Consider the following 21,204-nt stretch of genomic DNA (forward strand, 5'->3'; position numbering starts at 1 on the left):
GAATCACAGCCTCCCACTGAACGCGCGGGCCTGCAGGGACGTGAAGAGTTCATCGTCAGCGGCGGCGAGTCGCACCACGCGGGTGCGCTGGGTCATGACCTTTGAGTCGATATCTGCGAACTCCTGCTGGTGCTCAGGCGGAACATCGGGAATGCGAATCGAGGCGAGCGCTTCGGTGTTGATGTTGTACTGGCCGGCGGAGGTCTTCGCGCGCTCGCGGAGTTGCTTCCGCCCGTCGCTGGTAGCGAGGTAGGTTGCCACGAAGACCGGGACGAACGATCGCATGAGGCGCGCCCGGATCAGGTACGAGGCGTAGATCCAGGGTTCGCCACCAAAGCCTGCCGGACCAACGGCGTCGCCAGAGAAGACCGCGGCGCGACCGACGTTGTCTGGGTTGCCGTTCGTGCGAACGAAGAGGAGGTCGCCATCTCGAAGGGTCAGCCGACGAAGGTCGGCGCGCCCTACGTCGACGGTCTTGATCTCGCTTGTGTCGATTGCGCCACCGACGACGTTCGGGATGCGGAGAGTCGGGTAGCCAGCAACTCCCGACTTGTTGGATGTCCCGTATCGGAACTCCTCCACGGCTTCGGACAGCGGAACAGTGGCGAGCGCCTGTCCGAACATGTCATTGAAGATCGACTCTGTGAGGGCGTCGAGGTGGGTGACGAGCTGGCGGCGCTTGGCGCGCAGCGCGTCCACGTGGTCGAGGATCGCGGCGATACGGCGCTGCTCAGACAGAGGTGGGAGGTTCACCTCCAGCCGGTACACGTCGTCACGATTCAGCCCAGGCACCGCTGCGGACTTGTTCATGGTCTCAAGTCGCAGGGACTTCAGCATCCAGTACGCCCAACGCCGGTCGAGATCATTCTCCCTTGGCCTCACGAAGTAGGCGGTATCAATGGGCCAAGCCGGACCGTCGACCCAGGTGACGCTCCCGATGCTGCCCTTTCGGCCCACGACAATGCTCGGCGCATCGGTGATGCCGCGAGAGTGGCGGCCGACGATCCCACCGGAGCCGACCACGGGAACGTCACCACCGTCACGATCCGAATCCTTGAGCGCCTTGCCGTAAGCAAGTTCGAGAAGATCGCCGACCGCGGTCACGAGAGCATCGCCTTCAACTCGTCCAACCCCTGCGCGATCTCGTCTTCCAGCTTCTCGATGTCGGCGATGATGTCCAGCGGGGGCCGGTGCTCGACCTCGTCGTGGACAACCTCCTTGTAGCGGTTCAGGGAAAGGTCGTAGCCCTGGGCGACGATGTCCGCCTTGGGCACCAGGAACGACCTATCCGTGCGCATCCGGGAGACTTCGTCTGCGAGGTTCTGCCAGCGGGCGAGCACGTCGGGCAGGTCGTCAGCCTCGATCGGGTTGCGCTTGTCGTCGAGGGAGAAGCCGTCCGCCCGGACGTCATAAAACCAGACCTGGTCGGTACCGCCGGAGTCAGTTCTGGTGAAGAACAGGATCGCCGTCGACACCCCGGCGTAGGGCCGGAATACCCCTGAGGGCAGTTTCACCACGGCGTCGAGCTTCTGATCCTCGACCAGGGTGCGGCGCAGGTCCTTGTGGGCCTTCGACGAGCCGAACAGCACCCCGTCCGGCACGATCACCGCGGCCCGTCCGCCGGCCTTCAGCAGCTTGAGGAACAGCGCGACGAACAGCAACTCGGTCTTCTTCGTCTTGACCACGCGCTGCAGGTCCTTGGCGGTGGACTCGTAGTCCAGCGAGCCGGCGAACGGCGGGTTGGCCAGGATCAGGGTGTACCGGGCGGCGTCGGCGCTGGCGCCCTCCGAGAGCGAGTCGCGGTAGCGGATGTCAGGGGACTCGATGCCGTGCAGGAGCATGTTCATGCTGCCGATACGCAGCATGGTGGCGTCGAAGTCGAAGCCGTGGAACATCGAGCGATGAAAGTGGCTGCGCTGTTTGGCGTCCAGCAGGGCGTCGGCGTGGGTGGCGCGGACGTGCTCGCTCGCGGCGACCAGGAAGCCGGCGGTGCCACAGGCCGGGTCGCAGATCTCGTCGCCGGGCTGGGGTGCGGTCATGTCCACCATCAGCCTGATGATGTGCCGTGGGGTGCGGAACTGGCCGTTGACCCCGGCCGAGGCGATCTTGCTCAGCAGGTACTCGTACAGGTCGCCGTTGGTGTCGCGGTCGGCCATGGGGATGCCGTCGAGCATGTCGACAACCTTGCTTAGCAGGGCGGGGGTGGGGATGGTGAACCGGGCGTCTCGCATGTGTTCGGAGTAGGTGGAACCGTCCCCGCCGAGCTGGGTGCCCAGCCCTTTCAGGTAGTCGAAGACCGAGCCCGCGACGGTGGCGTACATCACGTCCGGCGCGGTGTTCTTGAACCGGCTCCAGCGCAAGGGTTCCTGGCCGGGCAGAAAGACCGGGTTCTCGATCACTCCGGTGCCGGCGACACGAGCCTTGCTCTCCGCCAGGGTCTGCAGGTCGTCCAGGCGACGCAGGAACAGCAGGTAGGTGATCTGCTCGATCACCTCCAACGGATTGCTGATGCCGCCCGACCAGAACGCGTTCCAGACGCCGTCGATCCTGCTCTTCAGTTCCCCGGTGATCACAGCGCTAACCATAGTGACGGCCGCGGACGGAGCGTTCCGCAACGGCGCATGGCCAGCGGGCGTGCTCGCCCTTGACAAGAACCAGCCGAATATCCGCTAACGACCTTGAGTCAGTACTCGCTCGACTACCGACACCGGACAACCGAGCAGCTCCAGGGCATGTGCTCGCACCATGAGCTCGAGGATCCTCACGACCTCGGACAGCTCGAAGACGTCGTAACCCCGGTTGCCATGGGCTAGGTCGTTGCGGATGATCCGTAGCGCGTCCGGAGCGTTCTTCGCCTCACCGGTGGGCGCCTTCGCGGACGTGATCAGGCTGGTCGCGTCCAGTCGAGACAGCACGTCATCCGGCAGCCGCTTCGCCAGCCAGTTGATAGCCGACTCCAATCCGGCCGGTGGACGCTTGCCCAGGTTCTTCTGGAGAAAGGTGAGCTGCTTGTCGTTCAGTGAGCCCGACGCTGCCTTGACCACTGCATCACGGTCTTCGGCGTGCTTCTTGAGCCGCTTCGCGAAGGACGCCTTTGTCTCAAATCCATACGTCCCTTCGATAGCCTGGAGCAGCAGCAGAAAGCGCGACCGTGGGTGCTGGTCGGTGGCGTGCAGCATCGCCCCGTAGGTCTCTAGCAGGGGGTGATGTACGCTCGCCATTTTCTGCCAGGTGCGGGTCATCTCCAGCAGCGACACCGCGTCTGGCTTGAGACGTAGCGGTGAGCTGACCTTCCGTACCTCCTCGAGGCTGGATTCGTAGGGTTCCTGAGTGATGGCCGAACCAAAGAGTTGGCCGTGCACGTCGCCGCCCGTCGACGAGAGGTACAGCGCGGCGTAGGTGAGTTCCTCGGCCCGACCCGTGGCGATGGAGACGACACGGCGGATCGGGCTGATCCAGTCGTCGAGCAGCTCGCGCAGCGGGACGGCTGTCGCCAGTTCGCCCCGCAGCACCGGGCTGAAGCCCATACGGAAGGCGTACGGGTCGAAGGAGCGAAACGTGCCGTTGTACGACAGCGTGAGTTTCGCGGTCTCGTCCTCCCACGTCTGTGCATGGTCGGACCCGATCTCCGCCGACCATGTGCCACTCATGCCTTGCTTCGGGAACTTGGTGGACTTGATCAACTCAACGCCTGAGACGGCGTCCAGGCCGCCGACCTGGATCTCGAACGTCTTGAAGCGATCAGCGCCGTCGCCGGTGACCGAAGCCAGGGTGATGACCGCTGCCTCGGCGTAGATGCTGGCCTGGCTAGAGACCCAGTAGTTGACCTGGGCGTTAAGCAGCAGGACGTTTGCCCCGTTGGCCATGTAGCCGGTGAGCTTAGGCACGGACAATCTCTGCGGAAACCCGGTGACCCCTGGCGCTGGGTGCTCCAGCAGCGTGTCGAGGTCGCCGTGCGCGATGCCCTTTGGCGGCTTGCCTGCCTCTACCGTCAACGCTCCATGCGCAGCCAGAGTCTCGTCGCCACCGACCGACGGCAGCTGCCAAGTGACGAGATACTCGTCCGGGGCGAACCTCAGCTTGAGGGCAGTCTTGACCATGGTTCAAGTCTCCGCCTGCAGCATCGCTTCCTACGGGTTGTCGCCCGCGTGGCGAACATCCGACGTGACCATTTCTCGGGTAGCCCGGGAACCCTGCGACGGCGTGACAGAGTGCGCAGAAGCCGGCACGAGTTTGCGGTGCTTAGGATGCGGTTAGGATGCACGACGTCAAAAGCCGCTCTGGTCGGGGATATAATCCCTGGCCAGAGCGGCTTTCCGCTGGTCGGGGTGACAGGATTTGAACCTGCGACCTCATCGTCCCGAACGATGCGCGCTACCAAGCTGCGCCACACCCCGATGGCCCTCAGGGCCGACGAGCAGTCTATACGAGTCCGCCGCTAGGAGCCATTCGGGTCCATCGCGGTCAGCGTCAGCACCGTCACCTCGGGCGGACACGCGAACCGGTACGTCGCGAATGGCGACGACCCCATGCCGGCCGAGACGTGCAGCCAGGACGTCTTGTCGCCGCTTCGGTACTTCCACAGGCCCTTGGCCCGGTAGGGCTCCAGGTCGCAGTTGGTGACAAGGGCGCCGTAGTACGGCACGCACACCTGGCCGCCGTGGGTGTGGCCGGCCAGGATCAGGTCGAGGCCGTCGGCGGTCATGGCGTCCAGCAGCCGCAGGTAGGGGGCGTGGGTGACTCCGATGGACACGTCCACGCCCTCGGACGCCGGCCCGGCCACCAGCGCGTAGTCGTCGCGGCCGAGGTGTGCGTCGTCGGTACCCCGGAACTCGATGGTGAGGCCGCGCACCGTGAGTTGGGTGCGGCAGGTGTTGACGTCCACCCAGCCGCGGGCGCTGTACTCGGCCCGCAACTCATCGATCGGCATCGGCTTGTCACCGACGTCATCGCCCTCGGTCGAGCGGACGAGGTACTGCAGCGGCAGCCGGAACGTCGGCCGCTCGTAGTCGTTGGAGCCGAAGACGAAGACTCCGGGGACGTCGCGCAGCCGGCCCCAGGCCGCCAGCAGGGGGGCGAGGGCGTCCGGGTCGCTCCAGTTGTCGCCGGTGGTGACGACCAGGTCGGGCTCGAGCCCGGCCAACGCTCGGATGAAGTCGGTCTTGTAATGCTGCCGTGACATCAGGTGGATGTCCGACACGTGCAGCAACCGCAGCGGCGCCGACCCCGCGGGCAGGATGGGCACCTCCAGGCGACGTACCCGGAAGTGCCGGGCCTCCCAGAATCCGTAGCCGACACACGCTGCGGCGACCGCCGCGAGGCGTCCGAGAACCGCTCCGATCACGTCAGTACCTTGCGATCAGTCGTTCTCGTCGTTCTTCTTCTTTTTCTTGTTGCCGTTGTCGTCGGACTTCTTGTCGTCGGACTTCTTGTCATCCTCGGTGTTCGTCGGCTTCGGTGCGGGGCCGGACGAGATCAGGATGCGGATGCTGGTGCCGCGGACGGCGACACCGGACGGGCTGATGCCGAGGAAGGTGCCCTTCGGGGAGTTGGACGCGATCGACTCGGTGTAGGAGCCGAAGCCCGCCTTCAACAGGATCGCCTTGCAGCCGTCGATCCCCGCGCCGGAGCAGGAAGGGATGTTCACCTTCTCGCCCGCCAGCACGCCGTAGGGCGGGTTCACGAAGCCAGGGGTCTTCGGGAACTCCTTCAGGGCCGCGGCGAAGGCCGGCTTGAAGATGTGCGCGCCGGCCTCCTGGCCGGACAGGCCGTACAGGGTGCGGCCCGAGTACTTCATGTAGGCGCCGTTGAGGTACCTCGTCCGGTGGGAGTTCCAGTAACTCTTGAACCGCGGATCGCTAGAGTAACTGATCATGCCGCCACCGGCCAGGTTGCGGGTGAAACCGACCGTCCAGATGGCGCGGTTGTCGGGCACTGTGCCGGTCTTGCCGGCGATCGTGTAACCGGGCACCGCGGCGGGCGCCGCCGTGCCGCCCTGGAACGGGCCCTGGAAGACCTTGGACAGCGCATCGGCGATGCCCTGGTCGAGGACCCGCTTGCAGTTGGCGTCCGGCGCCTCGAGGGTAGAGCCGTCGGCCGACTTGATCGACTTGATGATGATCGGGTCACAGTGGATGCCGCGGGCCGCGACGGTGGCGTAGGCGTTCACCAGGGACAGCGGTGAGACCTCCACAGCACCGAGGGTGAACGACGGGTAGTTGCTCGCGACCTTGGTCAGATAGTTGCCGTCAGGGTCGATGGAGGGCTGCAGGCCGAGTGCGGTAGCGATCTTGGTGGCGTCGCACAAGCCGGCCGCCGACTCGAGCTGGACGAAGTAGCCGTTGACCGAACGACGCGCGCCTTCGAACATGTTCATCGTGCCGGACGCGCCGACCACGTTCCAGGTCCTGTTCTGGACGATCGTCCCCTGGCAGGACTCGAAGCGCCAGCCCTGGAAGTTCATCGGTGACTTCACGTTGACGACGCCGTACGCGCCCAGCCCGTTCTTCAGCGCGGCCGCGGCGACGAACATCTTGAACGTCGATCCGCCCTGGTAACCGGAGCCGCCGCCCATGTCGTTGGCGACCGCGTAGTTCCAGAACGTCTGGCTGCGCTTGGTGCCCATCTCGGTGCGGTTCTGGGCCATCGCGACGATCAGGCCCGTGCCGGGCTGGATCATCACCATCACCGAGTCGACCGGGTCGCGCGGGTCGAGGTAGTTCTGGATCGTCTTCTCGGCCTTGCGCTGCACCTTCTTGTTGATCAGCGTGCGCACCGTCAGGCCACCGCGGTAGAGGGTGTTCTCGCGGTCCTCCAGCGTCTTGCCCAGGCTGGGGGACTTCAGCAGCGTGCGCCGCACGTAGTCACAGATGAACGGGAACTCGCTGTTGGCGCAGCCGTGCAGCTTGTTCTTGGCCTTCACCAGCCCCAGCGGCTTCGCCTTCGCCTTCGCCGCCTGCTCGGGAGTGATCACCTGCACCTCGGAGGAGGCCATCCGGTCGAGCACGTCGTTGCGGCGCTGCTTGGCAACCAGTTCGAGGCCGGGGGTGCGGGGATTGGTGCCGACCGGGTTGCGGACCATGCCGGCCAGCAGAGCCGCCTGCTGCAGGTTCAGTTCGCTGGCGTGGACACCGAAGAAGTTCATCGCGGCGGCCTCGACGCCGTAGGCGCCGTCCCCGTAGTAGGCGATGTTGAGGTAGAACTCCAGGATCTGGTCCTTGGTGAACTTCTTCTCCACCGCGATGGCGTAGCGCAGCTCCTGGATCTTGCGGGTCAGCGTGTTCTCCTGGGCCCTCTGGACGCCATCGGCGTCGCCCTTGGCCTGCGCGGCGCTGATCTGCACCATCTTCACGTACTGCTGGGTGAGGGTCGAGGCGCCCTGGGTGTTGCCACGCAGGGTGCTGACCAGGGCTCGCATGGTGCCCTGCAGATCCATGGCGCCGTGCTCGTAGAAGCGGTGGTCCTCGATGGCGATCTGCGCCTTCTGCATGATCGGCGCGATCTTGTCGAGGGTGACGTACTGGCGGTTCTCGTCGTAGAAGTTCACCAGCGTCGAACCGTCGGACAGTAGCACCCGCGAGCGCTGCGCCTGCGGCGGCGTGCTCAACTCGGCCGGCAGGGCGTCCATCGTGCTCGCCGTGCTCTTGCCCAGTTCGGCGGCCATTCCCGCCGCCGGCACCGTCAAGCCCGCGACCAGCAGGCCGCCCAGCACGCTGACCACCAGAAACATGACCAGCGAGTAGAGCCTCTTCCCCAAACGCATGGACCCTAGAGTACGTGACGACCCTGAGGGGGCCGAACCGACCCGTAGGGGACGCTTGACAGTGTCGTCGCCCTGGGTGGCCCACAACAGAATCAACGGTCATCGGCGCCCCGTCGCGAGATTCTTTGGCTCAAGGGCTGGTCAGGCGCCTTTGGGACTTGGTTGTGTGCGCCCGTCGGCGCTACGGTGGCTGTAGTAGTTCCCCCTCACGAGCCCCCCTCGAATCAGGTGATACGCCTTGTCGCTCATGGAGATGGACAGCTGGCCGATGATGGCCAAGTGCCGCGGAATGCAGGACGACCTCTTTCCGGACGGCGCGGACCAGAAGCGCGTCCGGACTATCTGTTACAGCTGTCAGGTCCGTGCCGAATGTCTGGCCGAGGCCCTCGACAATCGCATCGAATGGGGAGTGTGGGGTGGTATGACCGAGCGCGAGCGTCGGCGGCTGCTGCGCCAGAACTCCAACATCCGCTCGTGGCGCCGACTACTGGTCGAAGCCGCCAAGAAGAGCGACAAGTGACCGCAGGTCGCTGACCGGTTCCGGTCGGCGACCGATCGTCGCGAGCGGCAGCCCGAAGCCGCCCAACTTCTCGATCAGCGGCCGTTCGGTCGCCACCCGCGCCAGTCGTTCCCGGTAGCCCTCGATGATCACCGCCTGCTCGGGTGTGGCGGACGCCGCCGCGGCCCGCAGCGCCACCTCGTCCACGACGCCGGCGACGTCCGAGGTCTGATTCACCACCACACCGCGCACCGGAAGGGCATCGCGCCGTAGTCGTTCGATCAGCGCGGACGCCTCAGCCGCCGGCCCCGGCCGCGCGGCGGCGATCACCAGGAACCCCGCCGCGTCGGACGCCAGCAGCTGCCTGGTCTGGGTGGCGTGCGACTCGAAGGCCAGCACGGCCCGCTCGAACACCCGCAGGAAGGTGCGCAGGTCGCCGAACAGCCGTCCGCCCAGGATCGCGTCGAGCGCCCTGGTAGCCAGTGCCGCGCCGGCGTCCAGGAAGCCGAGCGGACCGCGGGGCAGGCCCAGCACGACCCGCAGCAGCGGGTTGCGGGCCAGCGACTCGAGCCGGTTGGGGCCGTCCAGGAAGTCCAGGGCGGACGCGCTGGGCGGGGTGTCCACCACGATCAGGTCCCACTCGCCGGTCGCCGCGCCGCGGCGGTGCAACTCGCCGATCTTCTCCATCGCCACGTACTCCTGGGTGCCGGAGAAGGCCTCGGCCAGGGCCCGGTAGAAGGGGTTGGACCGGATGCGGTCCGCCTCGGCCGCGTCCACCTGGGCGGTCAGGGCGCGGTCGAAGGCGTCGCGGACGTCCAACATCATCGCGTCCAGCGAGCCGGCGGGCCCCCGACCCGGGTCCGTCGAGTCGGGCAGCGGCACCGGGACGGGATCGTGCGCAAGGCCGTCCAACCCCATCGCCTGCGCCAGCCGCCGGGCCGGGTCGATGGTCACCACCACCACCCGGCGTCCGAGCTGGGCGGCGCGCACCGCCAGCGCCGCCGACATGGTCGTCTTGCCCACCCCGCCGGTGCCTACGCACAGCAGCAGCCGCAGGTCGTCGCGACGCAGCAGGGCGTCGTGGTCGAGGGCGGTCACAGCCGCCCCAGCAGTCCGGCGAGTTCGGCGGGCTGCTCGGCCGACGCGATGCCCGGCCTCAGCTCGGGCAGCCGCAGCAGCGGCAGCCGGGTGCGATGCTCCAGCAGCGCCTGCCAGGCCGTCTGGGCCCTGGCCTGCTCGGCCTGTGCCGCGACCGGTCCGGTGATCGAGGCCCATTCGACGTCGGTCAGCGGGGCGGGTGCCGGCGGCAGCGGCCGCGGCAGGTCGAGCTGCGGCAGGCAGCGGTTCGCGATCACCGAGCCCAGCCCCAGCCCCAGGTCGCGGATCACCTGCACGGTCTCGATCGCCTCGCTGGCCGGCAGTTCGTCGAGCAGGGTGACGACGTGGGTGCGGCAGCCGGGGTCGCGCAGGTCGTCCATCACCGACGCGGCCTGGGTGGCGATCGGACTGCCGTCGGTGAGCTCGGCCAGGGCGGCGCCCGCGCCCAGGAACGAACCGATCCGGCCGGACGGCGGGGCGTCCAGCACCAGCGCATCGATCTCGGGGTGGGTTTCGGTCAGGTGGGTCACCTGACCGATCAGCAGGATGTCGCGCAACCCCGGGGCGATCCGGGTGGCGAAGTCGACCAGCGGCTCGACCTGCAGCACCTCGGCGGCGAAACCGAGCCGGTAGTGCCGCTGCAGGTAGCCGGCCAGCGACGCTCGCGGATCGATCTGGACGCCCTCGACGCGGCCGCGCCGCGGGCCGGTGGCGCGGCGTCCGAACAGCAGCCCGAGCAGCTGCTGCTCGAGCCCCGGCGGCCGGTCGGGGGCGTGGGGCTGGTCGGCGGCCACCTCGAACAGCGGCCGGGGGTCGGCGCCCACCTCGAGCCCCGTGGCCAGGCTGAGGCCGCCGCGGGCCTCGACCTCGGCCACCACCACCGTGGCGCCGTCGGCGGCGAGGGCGTGGGCCAGGGCGAGCGCGATGGTGGTCTTGCCGACCCCGCCCTTGCCCGTGACGATGTGCAACGGGCAGCGGGCGGGCATGCGGCCAGCTTAGGTCGCCGGTGACCGGGTGCTGCGGGGTCGGTGCCCGGCATTAGGGTTGCCCCATGACGAAGTGGGAGTACGTGACCGTGCCCGTCCTGGTGCATGTGACCAAGCAGATCCTCGACCAGTGGGGCGCCGACGGCTGGGAGCTGGTGCAGGTCGTGCCCGGCCCCAACCCGCAGAACCTGGTCGCCTACCTGAAGCGGCCGCTGGAGGGCGAGTGACCCCGTCCGAGCGGCTGGTCGCGCTGGGCCTGGAGCTGCCGCCGGTGGCCCGGCCGCTGGCCGCCTACGTCCCCGCCACGACCTCGGGCGGACAGGTGATCACCTCGGGCCAACTGCCGAGCGTGCAGGGTGAGCTGGTGGCCACCGGCAAGCTGGGCGCCGGGGTGAGCCTCGAGCAGGGCGTCCGGGCGGCCCGGGTGGCGGTGCTCAACGCGCTGGCCGCCGCGGCGTCCGAACTCGGCGGGGTCGACAACATCGCCCGCGTCGTGAAGGTGGTCGTGTACGTGGCGAGCACGCCCGAGTTCACCGCGCAGCCGCAGGTCGCCAACGGGGCGTCCGAACTGCTGGGTGAGGTGTTCGGCGACGCCGGCCGGCACGTCCGCGCCGCTGTCGGCGTGGCGTCCCTGCCGCTGGATGCCCCGGTCGAGGTCGAACTGGTCGTCGAGGGCGCAGCGACGTCATGACCGGAGTCGCGGTGCAGGAGACCCGGACGGCGCTGGTGCGCCGCGCCCGGGCGATCAACCGCACCCTGGCGCTGACCTACCCCGACGCCCGCTGCGAACTCGACTTCCGTTCGCCGCTGGAGCTGCTGGTGGCCACGATCCTCAGCGCCCAGTCGACCGACCGGCGGGTCAACCTGGTCACGCCGATCCTGTTCGCCCGCTACCCCGACGCCGCCGCCTACGCCGCCGCGGACCGCGCCGAGCTGGAGGAGCTGATCCATCCCACCGGCTTCTTCCGGGCCAAGACCGACGCCCTGCTCAAGCTGGGGGCGGCACTGGTCGAACGGTTCGGCGGCGAGGTGCCCGGCACGCTCAAGCAGCTCGTGACGCTGCCCGGGGTGGGCCGCAAGACCGCCAACGTGGTGCTCGGCAACGCCTTCGGCGTGCCCGGGATCACCACCGACACCCACTTCATGCGGCTGTCCGCACGCTTCGGCTGGTCGGCCTCGGCCAAGCCCGAGGTGGTCGAGGCCGAGGTGGGTGCACTGTTCCCGCGCAAGGACTGGACGCAGCTGTCGCACAACGTGATCTGGCACGGACGCCGCCGCTGTCACGCCCAGCGGCCCGCCTGCGGTGCCTGCCCGGTCGCCAAGCTGTGCCCGTCCTACGGCCTCGGGCCGACCGATCCGAAGGTGGCGGCCAAGCTGATCCGGGAGCCGCGCGGATGAGGACGTTGGCTTTCCTGCTCGTCCTGCTGCTCGCTGGCTGCGCACCCGCACCGGTGGCGCAGCCCACCCCTGCGTACACCCCGGCCACCGAGGCCCAGGTGCTGGCCGCCCGGAAGGCGGCGGGCATCGCGGACTGCCCGGTCTCCGATCCGGACGTGCCCGCCCGCGACGACGGCCTGCCCGACCTCACCCTCGACTGCCTGGGCGGCGACTCGACCGTGCGGCTGGCCGGGCTGCGGGGCCGGCCCATGGTGATCAACCTGTGGGCGCAGTGGTGCCCGCCGTGCCGCGAGGAGTCGCCCTACCTGCGGCAGTACGCGAAGGCGAGCAAGGGCAAGGTGCTGCTGCTGGGGCTCAACTCGGACGATCCGCGGCCCGAGTTGGCCGTCGAGTTCGCCTCGCTGGTCGGCTGGACGTACCCGCAATTGGTCGACGCCGACAAGCGGCTCAACGAGAAGATCACCATGCCGGGGCTGCCCCTCACGATCCTGGTGAACGCCGACGGCAAGGTCGTCTACACCGTGGTCGGCAAGCTGCAGTCCTACGACCAGCTCGTCCAGCTGACCCGTGACGAGCTCGGGGTGAAGCTGTGACCCGGTTCGACATCGAACCGCTGCGCGACCTGCTGGCCGGCCCCGGAGCGGCCGCCGCGGTGGCCGAGCGCGCCGCCCGCGGGGGGCGTCCGGCCGCCGTCCTGATCGCCCTGGCCGAGCACCCGGAGGGTCTGCGGGTGGTGCTGGTCGAGAAGGACTCCCGGCTGCGCACCCACGCCGGCCAGGTCGCCTTCCCGGGCGGGTCGATCGAACCCACCGACGCCTCGCCGATCGCCGGCGCACTGCGCGAGGCCCGCGAGGAGGTCGGGATCGAACCCGGCGAGGTCGAGGTGCTGGGCGTGCTGTCGCCCACCTACGTGCGGGCCAGCGACTTCGCCGTCACCGCCGTGGTGGGACGCTGGCCCGCCCCCCGCGAACTGGTCCCGGTCGACCTGGTCGAGATCGCCGCAGTGCACAGCGTCGCCGTCGACGTGCTGCTCGAACCGGCCAACCGGGTCACCTGGAGCCATTCCTCCGGCTTCGACGGCCCCGGCTTCGTGATCGGTGATCTGTTCATCTGGGGCTTCACGGCCTATCTGCTCGACGGCCTGTTCGACCTGGCCGGCTGGACGATCCCGTGGGACCGCTCCCGGCACGCCGAGATCCCGGACCGGTTCCTGCGGGGCAGGCGACGCTGATGGCGCTCGACCGGTCCGGGCGGCGGCGCAGCCTGAGGCTGGGGGTGCTGGTCGGCTGGTCGCAGGCCCGTCCGCAGGACCTCGTGTCGCGCCGGCTGGCCGACGAGGACGCCGTCCGCACCGCCGGGCTGATCCTGGGCGGCGTCCTGGTGGTCATCGCGCTGTGGTGGCTGATCCGCGGACGGCACCGACACCGCGACTAGCGAGCCCCGCCGTTCGCTGGCCGCGGGCGGCGTCCGGCTGCCAGGATCGGGTCATGGCCGAATGGTGGAAGAGCTCCGTGGTGTACCAGATCTACCCGCGATCGTTCAGCGACAGCGACGGTGACGGGATCGGCGACCTGCGCGGCATCATCGAGCGGCTCGACCACCTCGACGAGTTGGGTGTCGACGTGGTGTGGCTGTCCCCGATCTACCGCTCGCCGCAGGACGACAACGGCTACGACATCTCCGACTACACCGACGTCGATCCGCTGTTCGGCACCCTGGAGGACCTCGACGAACTGATCCAGGCGCTGCACGGCCGCGGCATGAAACTGGTGATGGACCTGGTCGTCAACCACACCTCCGACGAGCACCCGTGGTTCATCGAGTCCCGCGACCCCGACTCGGCCAAGCGCGACTGGTACTTCTGGCGTCCACCCCGAGAAGGTGTCGAGCCGGGGACGCCGGGCGCCGAGCCCACCAACTGGGGCTCGTACTTCATGGGTCCCGCCTGGGAGTACGACCCCGCTTCGGGGGAGTACTTCCTGCACCTGTTCAGCCGCAAGCAGCCCGACCTCAACTGGGAGAACCCCGAGGTCAGGCAGGCGGTCTACGCGATGATGAACTGGTGGGTCGACCGCGGCGTCGACGGCTTCCGGATGGACGTCATCAACCTGATCAGCAAGACGCTGCCGCTGGCCGACGGCGAACCCAGCCCCGGCCTGGGCGGGCTGTGCTACGACCCGGCCACCGTGGTGAACGGGCCGCGGCTGGAGGAGTTCCTCAAGGAGATGAACGCCGCGGTCGGGATCGGCGAACGTCAACTGTTCACCGTCGGCGAGATGCTGATGGTCGACGTCGAGCACGCCCGCCGCTACACCGCCGCCGACGCCGGCGAGCTGGGCATGGTGTTCACCTTCGAGCACGTCACCCTCGACCAGCAGCCCGGGCTGAGCAAGTTCGACCTCAAACCGCTGCACCTGCCCGACCTGAAGGCCAACCTGGCGCAGTGGCAGGAGGGCCTGGCCGACGAGGGCTGGAACTCGCTGTACTGGAACAACCACGACCAGCCGCGGATCGTCAGCCGGTTCGGTGACGACTCCGAGCAGTACCGGGTGACGTCGGCCAAGACCCTCGGCACGGTGCTGCACCTGCTGCGCGGCACGCCCTACGTCTACCAGGGCGAAGAGATCGGCATGACCAACGCCGGCTACACCGACATCGAGCAGTACGCCGACATCGAATCGGTGAACTACTACGCGCTCGCCACCTCGGCGGGCCTGCCGGTGCCGGAGGTGCTGAACGGCCTGGCCGTCAAGAGCCGGGACAACGCCCGCACCCCGGTGCAGTGGGACGCCTCACCCGGGGCCGGTTTCAGCACCGGCGTCCCGTGGCTGCCGGTGAACCCGAACCATCGCTCGATCAACGCCGCCGCGGCGCGGGCCGACGCCGGGTCGGTCTTCCACCACTACCGGCGCCTGATCGAGCTGCGGCACCGGCTCGAGATCGTCCGCGAGGGCCGCTTCGCCCTGCTGGAGCCCGATCACGAGCAGCTGTTCGCCTACACCAGGTCGCTCGAGGGCCGGACGCTGCTCGTGCTGGCCAACCTGTCCGGCCAGGCCGTGGACGTGCCCGCCGGCCTGTCGGTGCCGCCGGACGCCGAGCTGCTGCTCGGCACCCATGCCGAACCCGAGCCCGGCGTGCTGGCGCCCTGGGAGTCGCGGGTACTGCTCGGCTGACCGCCGTGGCTCGACATCGCGGGCAGTACCGGGATGACGGAAACCCGCCGTGCCGCACCGTCATCCCGGGCTGCCAGCTGGGCGTGCCGCCGATCATCGCGAACGGGCCGGCGCCGAAGGCGATGCCGAGCAACCAGTTGAGCGCCATCATGCCGTTGCCGAACAGGGTCAGTCCGAGGATGGCGGGGAAGTTCGCGGTGGCGATGTAGCCGTAGAAGGGGGTGAGGGAGAGCGCCGCGATCAGCAGCGCACGCAGCCACAGCGCCATCAGCGGCGTCGCAGGGCCTGCGCAACCGTCTGCAGCTGGTAGGCCGCGACCGCCGAGCCGGCCAGGGCCAGGCCGAGTGCGCCGCCCGGAATGACCAGGGCGGCGAGACCGGAGACCGGCGGGTAGAGGGCGCCGACCACGTTGACGTCCGCCTTGGACAGATTGACCAGCGACACCCGCTGGGCGATCTCGGCGTTGGCGGTGTTCGACCAGTCCCCGCCGGTGGCCGCGTCGTACCACAGGGCCAACCCGCCGAAGGCGGCGAAGATCGCCAGCCGCAGCCCCCAGCGGGCCAGGGGATGCGCCGGATACTTCGGCAGGTGTCCGGTGGCGCTCTCGACCAGCCGGGGAGTGTCGCGGGCGACGATGCCGGCCGTCGTGGGGGTGGTCACGAGGGCGTCCGATGGTGTGGGAGGCCGGGACGGGGTTAGCCGCGTGGCGCCACGAAGGACGGCCTCTGGTCACCGGCGGTGATGCTGGGGGCGTCCTTGCGGGCCGCCTTGCGCGCCTCTGCTTCGGCTTCGGCCTCGGTCCGGCCGCGTTCGATGGCGCCCTTGACGGCCTCGACCGAGCGCTGGCCCTGGTCGACGGTGGCCTCGGGACCCTTCACCGTCACCTTGCTCTTGCCCACCAGGGCGAGCACGCCGGCGATCAGGAACATCAGCACCGCCATGATCGCCAGGCCGATGAACGCCGCGAACAGCGGGGCCCAGCCCAGCGCCGTCGCGAACCAGTGGCCGACCAGGGCGGACAGGCCCAGGAACAACAGGGCGATGCCGTTGAGTCCGAAGTAGCCGGCGGCGCCGAACAGCCCCGCCCCGATGCCGAGCGACTTGGCCTGCGGAACCAACTCGGCCTTGGCGAGCTCGACCTCGCCCCGCACGATTGTGGTCACGTCCGCCTGGATGGCCTTGACGATGTCTGCGATCTCGTTCTGGTTAGCCATGGTCTGGCTGCCCCTTTCGATGCTGTTCGCCGTTCAGCCTAGTGGGAGGGCAGCCCCGCTGTCTGGCCCCCAAAGGGTTGGCCTCGGGCGGACTCGGTGGCCGGCGTCAGAGCCGGATCCGCAGACCGTCGTCGGGCAGGTCGAGCGGAGCGGTCAACTCGGTGTGGTCGACCTCGGCCTGCCAGCACCGGACGTGGTAGGGCAGCAGTAGGGGCTCCGGCGGCCGGGCCGCGCTCTCGTAGACGGCGTCCACCTCGGCCAACAGTGCCGACCGGTCGTCGTCGGCGAGGGCCTGGGCGGTGGGCGAGCCGGCGACCATGGCCAGCAGGCCCGGCCGGTCGATGGGCACCCAGCGCCGGAAGGCGCGGGTTTCGACCTGCGGGAAGTAGGCGCTGGCCTCGAGCGACTGCAGCGAGTCGGCCCCGTAGTCGCCCGACATGGCGTCCGGATCGACCCGGCGCACGGCTGCGACAAGGCGTTTCACCCACGGGACGGAGTCGTCGCGGACGGTGTAGGCGACGCCGAGACGTCCCCCGGGGCGCAGCACCCGGGCGAACTCCGACAGCGCCAGACCGGGCGCGAAGGTGTGGAAGTTCTGCATCAGCAGGACGCGATCGACCACGCACGGCGCCAGCGGCAGTGCCTCCGCCGCCGCCACCAGCGGCAGGCCCGAGGGTGCCTTGCGCAGCAGTTCGGAGACCCCGTCCCGGTCACGGTCGACCAGGGTGAGCCGATGGCGGCCGCGGAGGGCGGCGGCGAACGCGGCAGCGGAGCGGCCGATGACCAGGGTCGGCCCCGGTGAGGTGCCGATCAGCCAGTCCAGGGCTGCCGACTGGCTCGAGGTGATCACCCCGGCATCGTACGGCGAGGGTGGGGGGAGACGACGAATCTGAACACTTCCGGGATCTTGGTCACACACTGACGACGTGGAAGTCATGGACGTGATGCTGGTCACCGCCTCGCCCGCGCTGTGCGACGAGATCGGGGCCGCCGCGGCGGCACTCGGACGCCGCGTGGCGGTCTGCCTGCCCGAGGCGATGGACGCGCACTGGGAATCCGCCCGGGCCGTTTTCGTCGGCGTCGACTGTGCGGCCGAACTCGCCGCGCAGGCGCTCCCCCGGCGCGACCGGCTGTACCTGGTGGGCGACGACGCCGGTGCCGCGGCCTTGTGGTCGGTGCCGCTCGGGGCCGAGGTGATCGGCCTGCCCGAGGGGCGTGAATGGCTGTCCTCGGTGCTCGCCGGGCCGGCCGGCGGCGGCCAGGTGATGGCGGTGCTCGGCGGTTCCGGCGGCGTCGGGGCCTCCACCCTGGCCGCGGCGCTGGCCTGGCGGGCCGCGGCGGGCCGGCGTGCGGTGGCGCTGGTGGACGTCGATCGGCTGGGCGGGGGCATCGACCTGCTGCTCGGAGCCGAGCGCGAGGCCGGCTGGCGCTGGCCCAGGTTCGCGGCGGCCGAGGGGGTGCTGGGCGAGTTGGGGGAGTTCCTGCCCAGCGCCGACGGGGTGGCGGTGCTGTCGATGGCCCGCGGACCCGACCCCGGGCCGGGCCGTGAGGCGCTCGCGGCCGTGCTCGCGTCACTGCGGCGGGGCTTCGAGTTGGTTGTGCTCGACCCCGGCCGCTCGGGCGATCCGGCAGCGCGCGAGGCGCTGCGAGCGGCCGATCGCACCGTGCTGCTGGCCGGCGGCAGCGTGCGGGGACTGGCCGCCGCCGTCGAGACGGTGCGCGTGCTGGCACCGGCCGCGATCGAGGTGGTCGTGCGTCGACTGCCCGGCACGGTGGTGCCGGACGAACTGGTCGAGGACTCTCTCGGCCTGCCGGTGACGGCCCGACTCCGGAACGAGCCTGCGCTGGCGGTGGCGGCCCAACGGGGCGACCGGCCCTCCCTTTCCGGACGCCGGCACGGGCTGGGCCGGGTCTGCGACGCGTTGCTGGGGGCACGATGAGCACCGGGGTGGTGCCGGGGGTCGACCTCGCCGAGGTGCGGGCCGCCTTGGGGCGGGCCGGTTCGGCGCCCGGGCCGGCCGAGGTGGCGGCGGCGCTGCGTGCCCTGGGTGCGCTGGTCTCCGAGGCGTCCGTTCGGGACACCGTCGATGCCCTGAGGCGCGAGAGCGAGGGCGCCGGCCCGCTGCACGAGCTGCTCGCGTTGCGCGGCGTGACCGACGTGCTCGTCAACGGTCACCGGCACGTCTACATCGACCGGGGGGCCGGGCTCGAGGCGGTCGAGGGGGTCTTCGACGACGAGGCGCAGGTGCGTCGGCTGGCGGTGCGGCTGGCCGCGACGGTCGGGCGGCGTCTCGACGAGGGCAGCCCCTTCGTCGATGCCCGGCTGCCCGACGGCACCCGGGTGCACGCGGTGCTGGGCGTGCTGACCGACACCGGCACCTGCCTGTCGTTGCGGGTGCCTGCGCGCAGCACGCTCACCGTGGCCGACTGGGTGAACGGTGGCAGCCTGCACCCGCGGGCGGCCGAGCTGCTGCGGCGGGTGGTGGCCTCCCGGGTGGCGTTCCTGATCTCCGGCGGCACCGGCTCGGGGAAGACGACGCTGCTGGCCACCCTGCTCAGCCTCGTCGAACCGCGGTCGAGGATCGTCCTGGTCGAGGATTCACGCGAGCTGCGCCCGCAACATCCGCACGTGGTGCGGTTGGAGGCCCGGCCCGCCAACGCCGAGGGGGCGGGTGCCGTGGTACTCGCCGACCTGGTGCGGCAGGCGCTGCGGATGCGCCCCGATCGGCTGGTGGTGGGCGAGGTCCGGGGCGCCGAGCTCGTTGACCTGCTGATGGCACTGAACACCGGCCATGAGGGCGGCTGCGGCACCGTGCATGCCAACTCGGCCGCCGACGTGCCCGCCCGGCTCGAGGCGCTCGGGGCGCTGGGCGGGCTGACCCGGGCCGCGTTGCACGCCCAGACCGCGGCGGCGATCGACCTGCTCGTGCACGTCGAGCGGCTGCCCTGCGGCCTGCGGTGGCTGCGCGAGCTGCACCTGCTCGAGTGGGACGAGGCGGCCGGGGTGTGCCGGCCCGTGCCGGCCTGGCGGTTCCCGGCACCGGCCGGGCCGGTGGTTCCCGAACCGGTCGCCGGCGCGGGGGCCGAGCGGCTTCAGGAGCTGCTGCGGTGACGGCGCTGGCTGGCCTGGCGGTGGCGCTGGCGGTGCTGGTCGGCACTGCGCTGCCGCCGGGGCGGCGACTCGCTGCGACGCCGCCGTCCGGCCGGCTCCGGGGGCGCCGTTGGCCGGTGGCGGCACTGCCGGCGGTGGGGGTGGCGGTGGCCACGGCAGCCGGTGGGCTGATCGACGGCGTCCGGGGTGGGGTCCTGGGTTGGTCGGTCGGCGTGGTGGCGTCCGTCGCGGCCTGGACGGTGTGGCGCAGCGGCGCGGCCGGCGGGCGGGCCCGGAGTCGCGATCAGGTGGCGCGCGGCTGCGGCGAGCTGGCCGCCCTGCTGCGGGCGGGGCATGCACCGCTGCGCGCCCTGCACCTGGTCGCCCAGAGCACGCCGCTGTTCGCCGATGCGGTCGCCCAGCACCGGGTGGGGGGTGAGGTGGCGACGGCGCTGCGGCGGGCCGCCGGGCGCCCCGGCTGCGAGGGTCTGGCAGCGGTGGCGGCGGCCTGGCAGGTGACGGAGCGCACCGGCGCGGCGATCACCGCGTCACTGGACGACCTGGCCGTGCACCTTCGGGCCGAACGCGAGGTCGGCCGGACGGTCACCACCGAGCTCGCCGCGACCCGGCTGACCGGACGGCTGCTCGGCTTGCTGCCGCTGGTCGGCCTGGCGCTGGGATATGCGATCGGTGGCGACCCGATCGGCTACCTGACCGGATCGGAGGCCGGTCTGGCCTGCCTGGCCGTCGGCGCGGGGCTGAGCGGGGCAGGGGTGGTGTGGAGCGAAATGCTCGCCGACCGGGCGGGCCGGCTGTGATGACCTGGCAGGTGGTGTTGGCGGCCTGCTGCGCCGGGATCGCAGTCTTCCTGGTCGTGGCCCCGAACCGGTACCCGGCGAGCGGCACGGCAGTGGGGCCGCCGGCGCCGGCGCGGCGGTTGCCGGTCGTGCTGCGTGCGATCGAGGGGGCGCCGAGTCTGGTCACCCGCTCCGCACTGGCGGTGACGGTCGCCAGTGTGATCCTGCTGGCCCTTGCGGGAGTCGGCGGCGCCGGACCGCCCATCGCGGTCGTCGCCGGCGGGGTGGCGTTCGTCGCGGCGGGCCGCTCCCGCCCGCCGGCGGCGCGTAGCCGCGAGGCGGCACTGAGTGCCGCGCTACCGCCCGTGTGCACCCTGTTGGCAGTCTGTCTCGAGGCGGGACTGCCCTTGCGCAACGCCGTACCGGCGGTGGCCGAAAGCCTGGGCGGACCGGCCGGTGCCGCACTGCGTCGACTGGACGCCGCGGTGCGCCTCGGCCAGCCCGAAGCGGACGCCTGGCGTGAGCTGGGCGATCGGCACCCGGCCTTCGAATCCCTGGTGGCCGAACTGCGGCACGCCCTCGGCAACGGTGTCTCCGTGGCGCCGGTGCTGCGCCGGCACGCCCACGACGCCCAGTCGGCGCGGCACGCCGCTGCCGAGGCCCGGGCACGACGTGCCGGGGTCACCACGGTGCTGCCTCTGGTGGTCTGCTTCCTGCCGGCGTTCCTGGTGGTCGGGGTGGTTCCGATCGTCGGCGGCGTGCTCGGCCGGTTGTTCGGCTGAGCGGGGGCGTCGTCCACACGGGGCAGCGATTTTGAACACTTTCCGGTCCCGGTGCTCAAGGTGAAGGTGTACCCCGGTCGATCCGGGGGCGAGAGGAGGAGAGGAAATGTCCAAGCAGCTGGTGGCCCCGACGCACGACGAACGGGGCATGACCACCGCCGAGTACGCGCTGGGCACGATCGCGGTGATCGCCCTGGTGGCCGCGGTGATCGCCTACGTCACCGGCGACGCGTTCGACCAGCAGATCACCCAGATCTTCGGCCAGGTCGTCGACTGGATCCTGAGCTTCGTCGGCAAGAGGTGACAGCGGCGCGGGGGGGGGCCCCGGGGGGCCCCCCCCGGGGGGGGGGGGGGGGGGGGGCGGGGGGCCCGCGCGGGCGGGGGGGGGGGGGGGTGGGGGGGGG

At 70.3% G+C, this 21,204-nt stretch carries 24 protein-coding genes and 1 tRNA gene; 14 read left to right on the top strand and 11 right to left on the bottom strand.

All coding sequences use genetic code 11. From position 1 onward, the window contains the following. Positions 1–3 precede the first annotated feature (3 nt). The 6 genes from OIE40_RS00310 to OIE40_RS00335 all read right to left on the bottom strand — a co-directional run bounded on the left by OIE40_RS00310 (position 4) and on the right by OIE40_RS00335 (position 7,762). Positions 4–1,104 (bottom strand): restriction endonuclease subunit S, encoded by a 1,101-nt coding sequence (locus OIE40_RS00310; protein ID WP_264698727.1) that lies wholly within the window; start codon positions 1,102–1,104, stop codon positions 4–6. Next, positions 1,101–2,573 (bottom strand): class I SAM-dependent DNA methyltransferase, encoded by a 1,473-nt coding sequence (locus tag OIE40_RS00315; RefSeq protein ID WP_264698729.1) that lies wholly within the window; start codon positions 2,571–2,573, stop codon positions 1,101–1,103. The genes OIE40_RS00310 and OIE40_RS00315 overlap by 4 nt, the downstream gene beginning before the upstream one ends. Before the next feature lie 96 nt (positions 2,574–2,669). Continuing rightward, entirely contained in the window at positions 2,670–4,100 is a 1,431-nt protein-coding gene (locus OIE40_RS00320) for a hypothetical protein (protein ID WP_264698730.1), read from the bottom strand. A gap of 220 nt (positions 4,101–4,320) precedes the next feature. Continuing rightward, a tRNA-Pro gene (locus tag OIE40_RS00325) sits at positions 4,321–4,397 on the bottom strand. Positions 4,398–4,438: 41 nt separating this feature from the next. After that, on the bottom strand, positions 4,439–5,344 hold the full coding sequence (locus OIE40_RS00330) for a metallophosphoesterase (protein ID WP_264698732.1): 906 nt from the start codon (positions 5,342–5,344) through the stop codon (positions 4,439–4,441). Between the two features lie 15 nt (positions 5,345–5,359). Beyond that, complete coding sequence (locus tag OIE40_RS00335) at positions 5,360–7,762, bottom strand: transglycosylase domain-containing protein (RefSeq protein ID WP_264698734.1); 2,403 nt, start codon at positions 7,760–7,762, stop codon at positions 5,360–5,362. Between the two features lie 238 nt (positions 7,763–8,000). On the opposite strand from OIE40_RS00335, the gene OIE40_RS00340 reads away from it, so the two are divergent. Then, complete coding sequence (locus OIE40_RS00340; protein WP_319805182.1) at positions 8,001–8,282, top strand: WhiB family transcriptional regulator; 282 nt, start codon at positions 8,001–8,003, stop codon at positions 8,280–8,282. Here OIE40_RS00340 and OIE40_RS00345 read toward each other — a convergent pair. After that, positions 8,247–9,359: an ArsA family ATPase gene (locus OIE40_RS00345; RefSeq protein WP_264698736.1), complete on the bottom strand. Its 1,113-nt coding sequence runs from the start codon at positions 9,357–9,359 to the stop codon at positions 8,247–8,249. The genes OIE40_RS00340 and OIE40_RS00345 overlap by 36 nt on opposite strands. Beyond that, entirely contained in the window at positions 9,356–10,345 is a 990-nt protein-coding gene (locus OIE40_RS00350; protein ID WP_264698738.1) for an ArsA-related P-loop ATPase, read from the bottom strand. The genes OIE40_RS00345 and OIE40_RS00350 overlap by 4 nt, the downstream gene beginning before the upstream one ends. A gap of 65 nt (positions 10,346–10,410) precedes the next feature. Between OIE40_RS00350 and sp36 the strand changes: the two genes are divergently transcribed. From sp36 to OIE40_RS00390, 8 genes are read left to right on the top strand one after another with little or no spacing between them, the layout of a single operon-like run. Then, the gene (sp36, locus tag OIE40_RS00355) at positions 10,411–10,572 is read left to right on the top strand and encodes a Sp36 family protein (protein ID WP_264698740.1); all 162 of its coding nucleotides are present in this window, start codon (positions 10,411–10,413) and stop codon (positions 10,570–10,572) included. Then, a complete protein-coding gene (locus tag OIE40_RS00360) occupies positions 10,569–11,036 on the top strand; it encodes a RidA family protein (protein ID WP_264698742.1) in 468 nt (155 codons plus the stop codon). Before sp36 ends, OIE40_RS00360 begins: the two co-directional genes overlap by 4 nt. Further along, entirely contained in the window at positions 11,033–11,743 is a 711-nt protein-coding gene (gene nth / locus OIE40_RS00365; protein ID WP_264698744.1) for an endonuclease III, read from the top strand. The genes OIE40_RS00360 and nth overlap by 4 nt, the downstream gene beginning before the upstream one ends. Further along, a complete protein-coding gene (locus tag OIE40_RS00370; protein WP_264698746.1) occupies positions 11,740–12,336 on the top strand; it encodes a TlpA family protein disulfide reductase in 597 nt (198 codons plus the stop codon). The genes nth and OIE40_RS00370 overlap by 4 nt, the downstream gene beginning before the upstream one ends. Next, on the top strand, positions 12,333–12,974 hold the full coding sequence (locus tag OIE40_RS00375) for an NUDIX hydrolase (protein WP_264698748.1): 642 nt from the start codon (positions 12,333–12,335) through the stop codon (positions 12,972–12,974). Before OIE40_RS00370 ends, OIE40_RS00375 begins: the two co-directional genes overlap by 4 nt. Next, a complete protein-coding gene (locus OIE40_RS00380) occupies positions 12,974–13,177 on the top strand; it encodes a hypothetical protein (protein ID WP_264698750.1) in 204 nt (67 codons plus the stop codon). The genes OIE40_RS00375 and OIE40_RS00380 overlap by 1 nt, the downstream gene beginning before the upstream one ends. A 53-nt stretch (positions 13,178–13,230) precedes the next feature. Continuing rightward, positions 13,231–14,916 carry an alpha-glucosidase gene (locus OIE40_RS00385; RefSeq protein ID WP_264698752.1) on the top strand — a complete coding sequence of 562 codons (1,686 nt, stop codon included), beginning with the start codon at positions 13,231–13,233 and terminating at the stop codon, positions 14,914–14,916. A gap of 5 nt (positions 14,917–14,921) precedes the next feature. Beyond that, the gene (locus OIE40_RS00390) at positions 14,922–15,125 is read left to right on the top strand and encodes a hypothetical protein (protein WP_264698753.1); all 204 of its coding nucleotides are present in this window, start codon (positions 14,922–14,924) and stop codon (positions 15,123–15,125) included. A 58-nt stretch (positions 15,126–15,183) separates the two neighbouring features. On the opposite strand, the gene OIE40_RS00395 is transcribed toward OIE40_RS00390, so the two are convergent. The 3 genes from OIE40_RS00395 to OIE40_RS00405 all read right to left on the bottom strand — a co-directional run bounded on the left by OIE40_RS00395 (position 15,184) and on the right by OIE40_RS00405 (position 16,980). Next, positions 15,184–15,576, bottom strand: a complete 393-nt coding sequence (locus OIE40_RS00395; RefSeq protein ID WP_264698755.1) for a hypothetical protein — start codon at positions 15,574–15,576, stop codon at positions 15,184–15,186. Positions 15,577–15,611: 35 nt separating this feature from the next. Next, the gene (locus tag OIE40_RS00400) at positions 15,612–16,130 is read right to left on the bottom strand and encodes a phage holin family protein (RefSeq protein WP_264698757.1); all 519 of its coding nucleotides are present in this window, start codon (positions 16,128–16,130) and stop codon (positions 15,612–15,614) included. A 106-nt stretch (positions 16,131–16,236) separates the two neighbouring features. After that, positions 16,237–16,980, bottom strand: coding sequence for a class I SAM-dependent methyltransferase (locus tag OIE40_RS00405; protein WP_264698759.1), 744 nt, complete (start codon positions 16,978–16,980; stop codon positions 16,237–16,239). Positions 16,981–17,065: 85 nt separating this feature from the next. Between OIE40_RS00405 and ssd the strand changes: the two genes are divergently transcribed. The 5 genes from ssd (at position 17,066) to OIE40_RS00430 (ending at position 21,104) form a co-directional block, all read left to right on the top strand. Beyond that, on the top strand, positions 17,066–18,070 hold the full coding sequence (gene ssd / locus OIE40_RS00410) for a septum site-determining protein Ssd (protein WP_264700633.1): 1,005 nt from the start codon (positions 17,066–17,068) through the stop codon (positions 18,068–18,070). Then, on the top strand, positions 18,067–19,242 hold the full coding sequence (locus OIE40_RS00415; RefSeq protein ID WP_264698761.1) for a TadA family conjugal transfer-associated ATPase: 1,176 nt from the start codon (positions 18,067–18,069) through the stop codon (positions 19,240–19,242). Before ssd ends, OIE40_RS00415 begins: the two co-directional genes overlap by 4 nt. Next, positions 19,239–20,039, top strand: a complete 801-nt coding sequence (locus tag OIE40_RS00420) for a type II secretion system F family protein (protein ID WP_264698763.1) — start codon at positions 19,239–19,241, stop codon at positions 20,037–20,039. Before OIE40_RS00415 ends, OIE40_RS00420 begins: the two co-directional genes overlap by 4 nt. Continuing rightward, the gene (locus OIE40_RS00425) at positions 20,039–20,800 is read left to right on the top strand and encodes a type II secretion system F family protein (RefSeq protein ID WP_264698765.1); all 762 of its coding nucleotides are present in this window, start codon (positions 20,039–20,041) and stop codon (positions 20,798–20,800) included. The genes OIE40_RS00420 and OIE40_RS00425 overlap by 1 nt, the downstream gene beginning before the upstream one ends. A gap of 106 nt (positions 20,801–20,906) precedes the next feature. Then, positions 20,907–21,104: a DUF4244 domain-containing protein gene (locus OIE40_RS00430; RefSeq protein ID WP_264698766.1), complete on the top strand. Its 198-nt coding sequence runs from the start codon at positions 20,907–20,909 to the stop codon at positions 21,102–21,104. Positions 21,105–21,204 lie beyond the last annotated feature (100 nt).

Origin of the sequence: Micropruina sonneratiae (genome assembly GCF_025972045.1) — a bacterium.
GTDB classification, from domain to species: domain Bacteria; phylum Actinomycetota; class Actinomycetes; order Propionibacteriales; family Propionibacteriaceae; genus Micropruina; species Micropruina sonneratiae.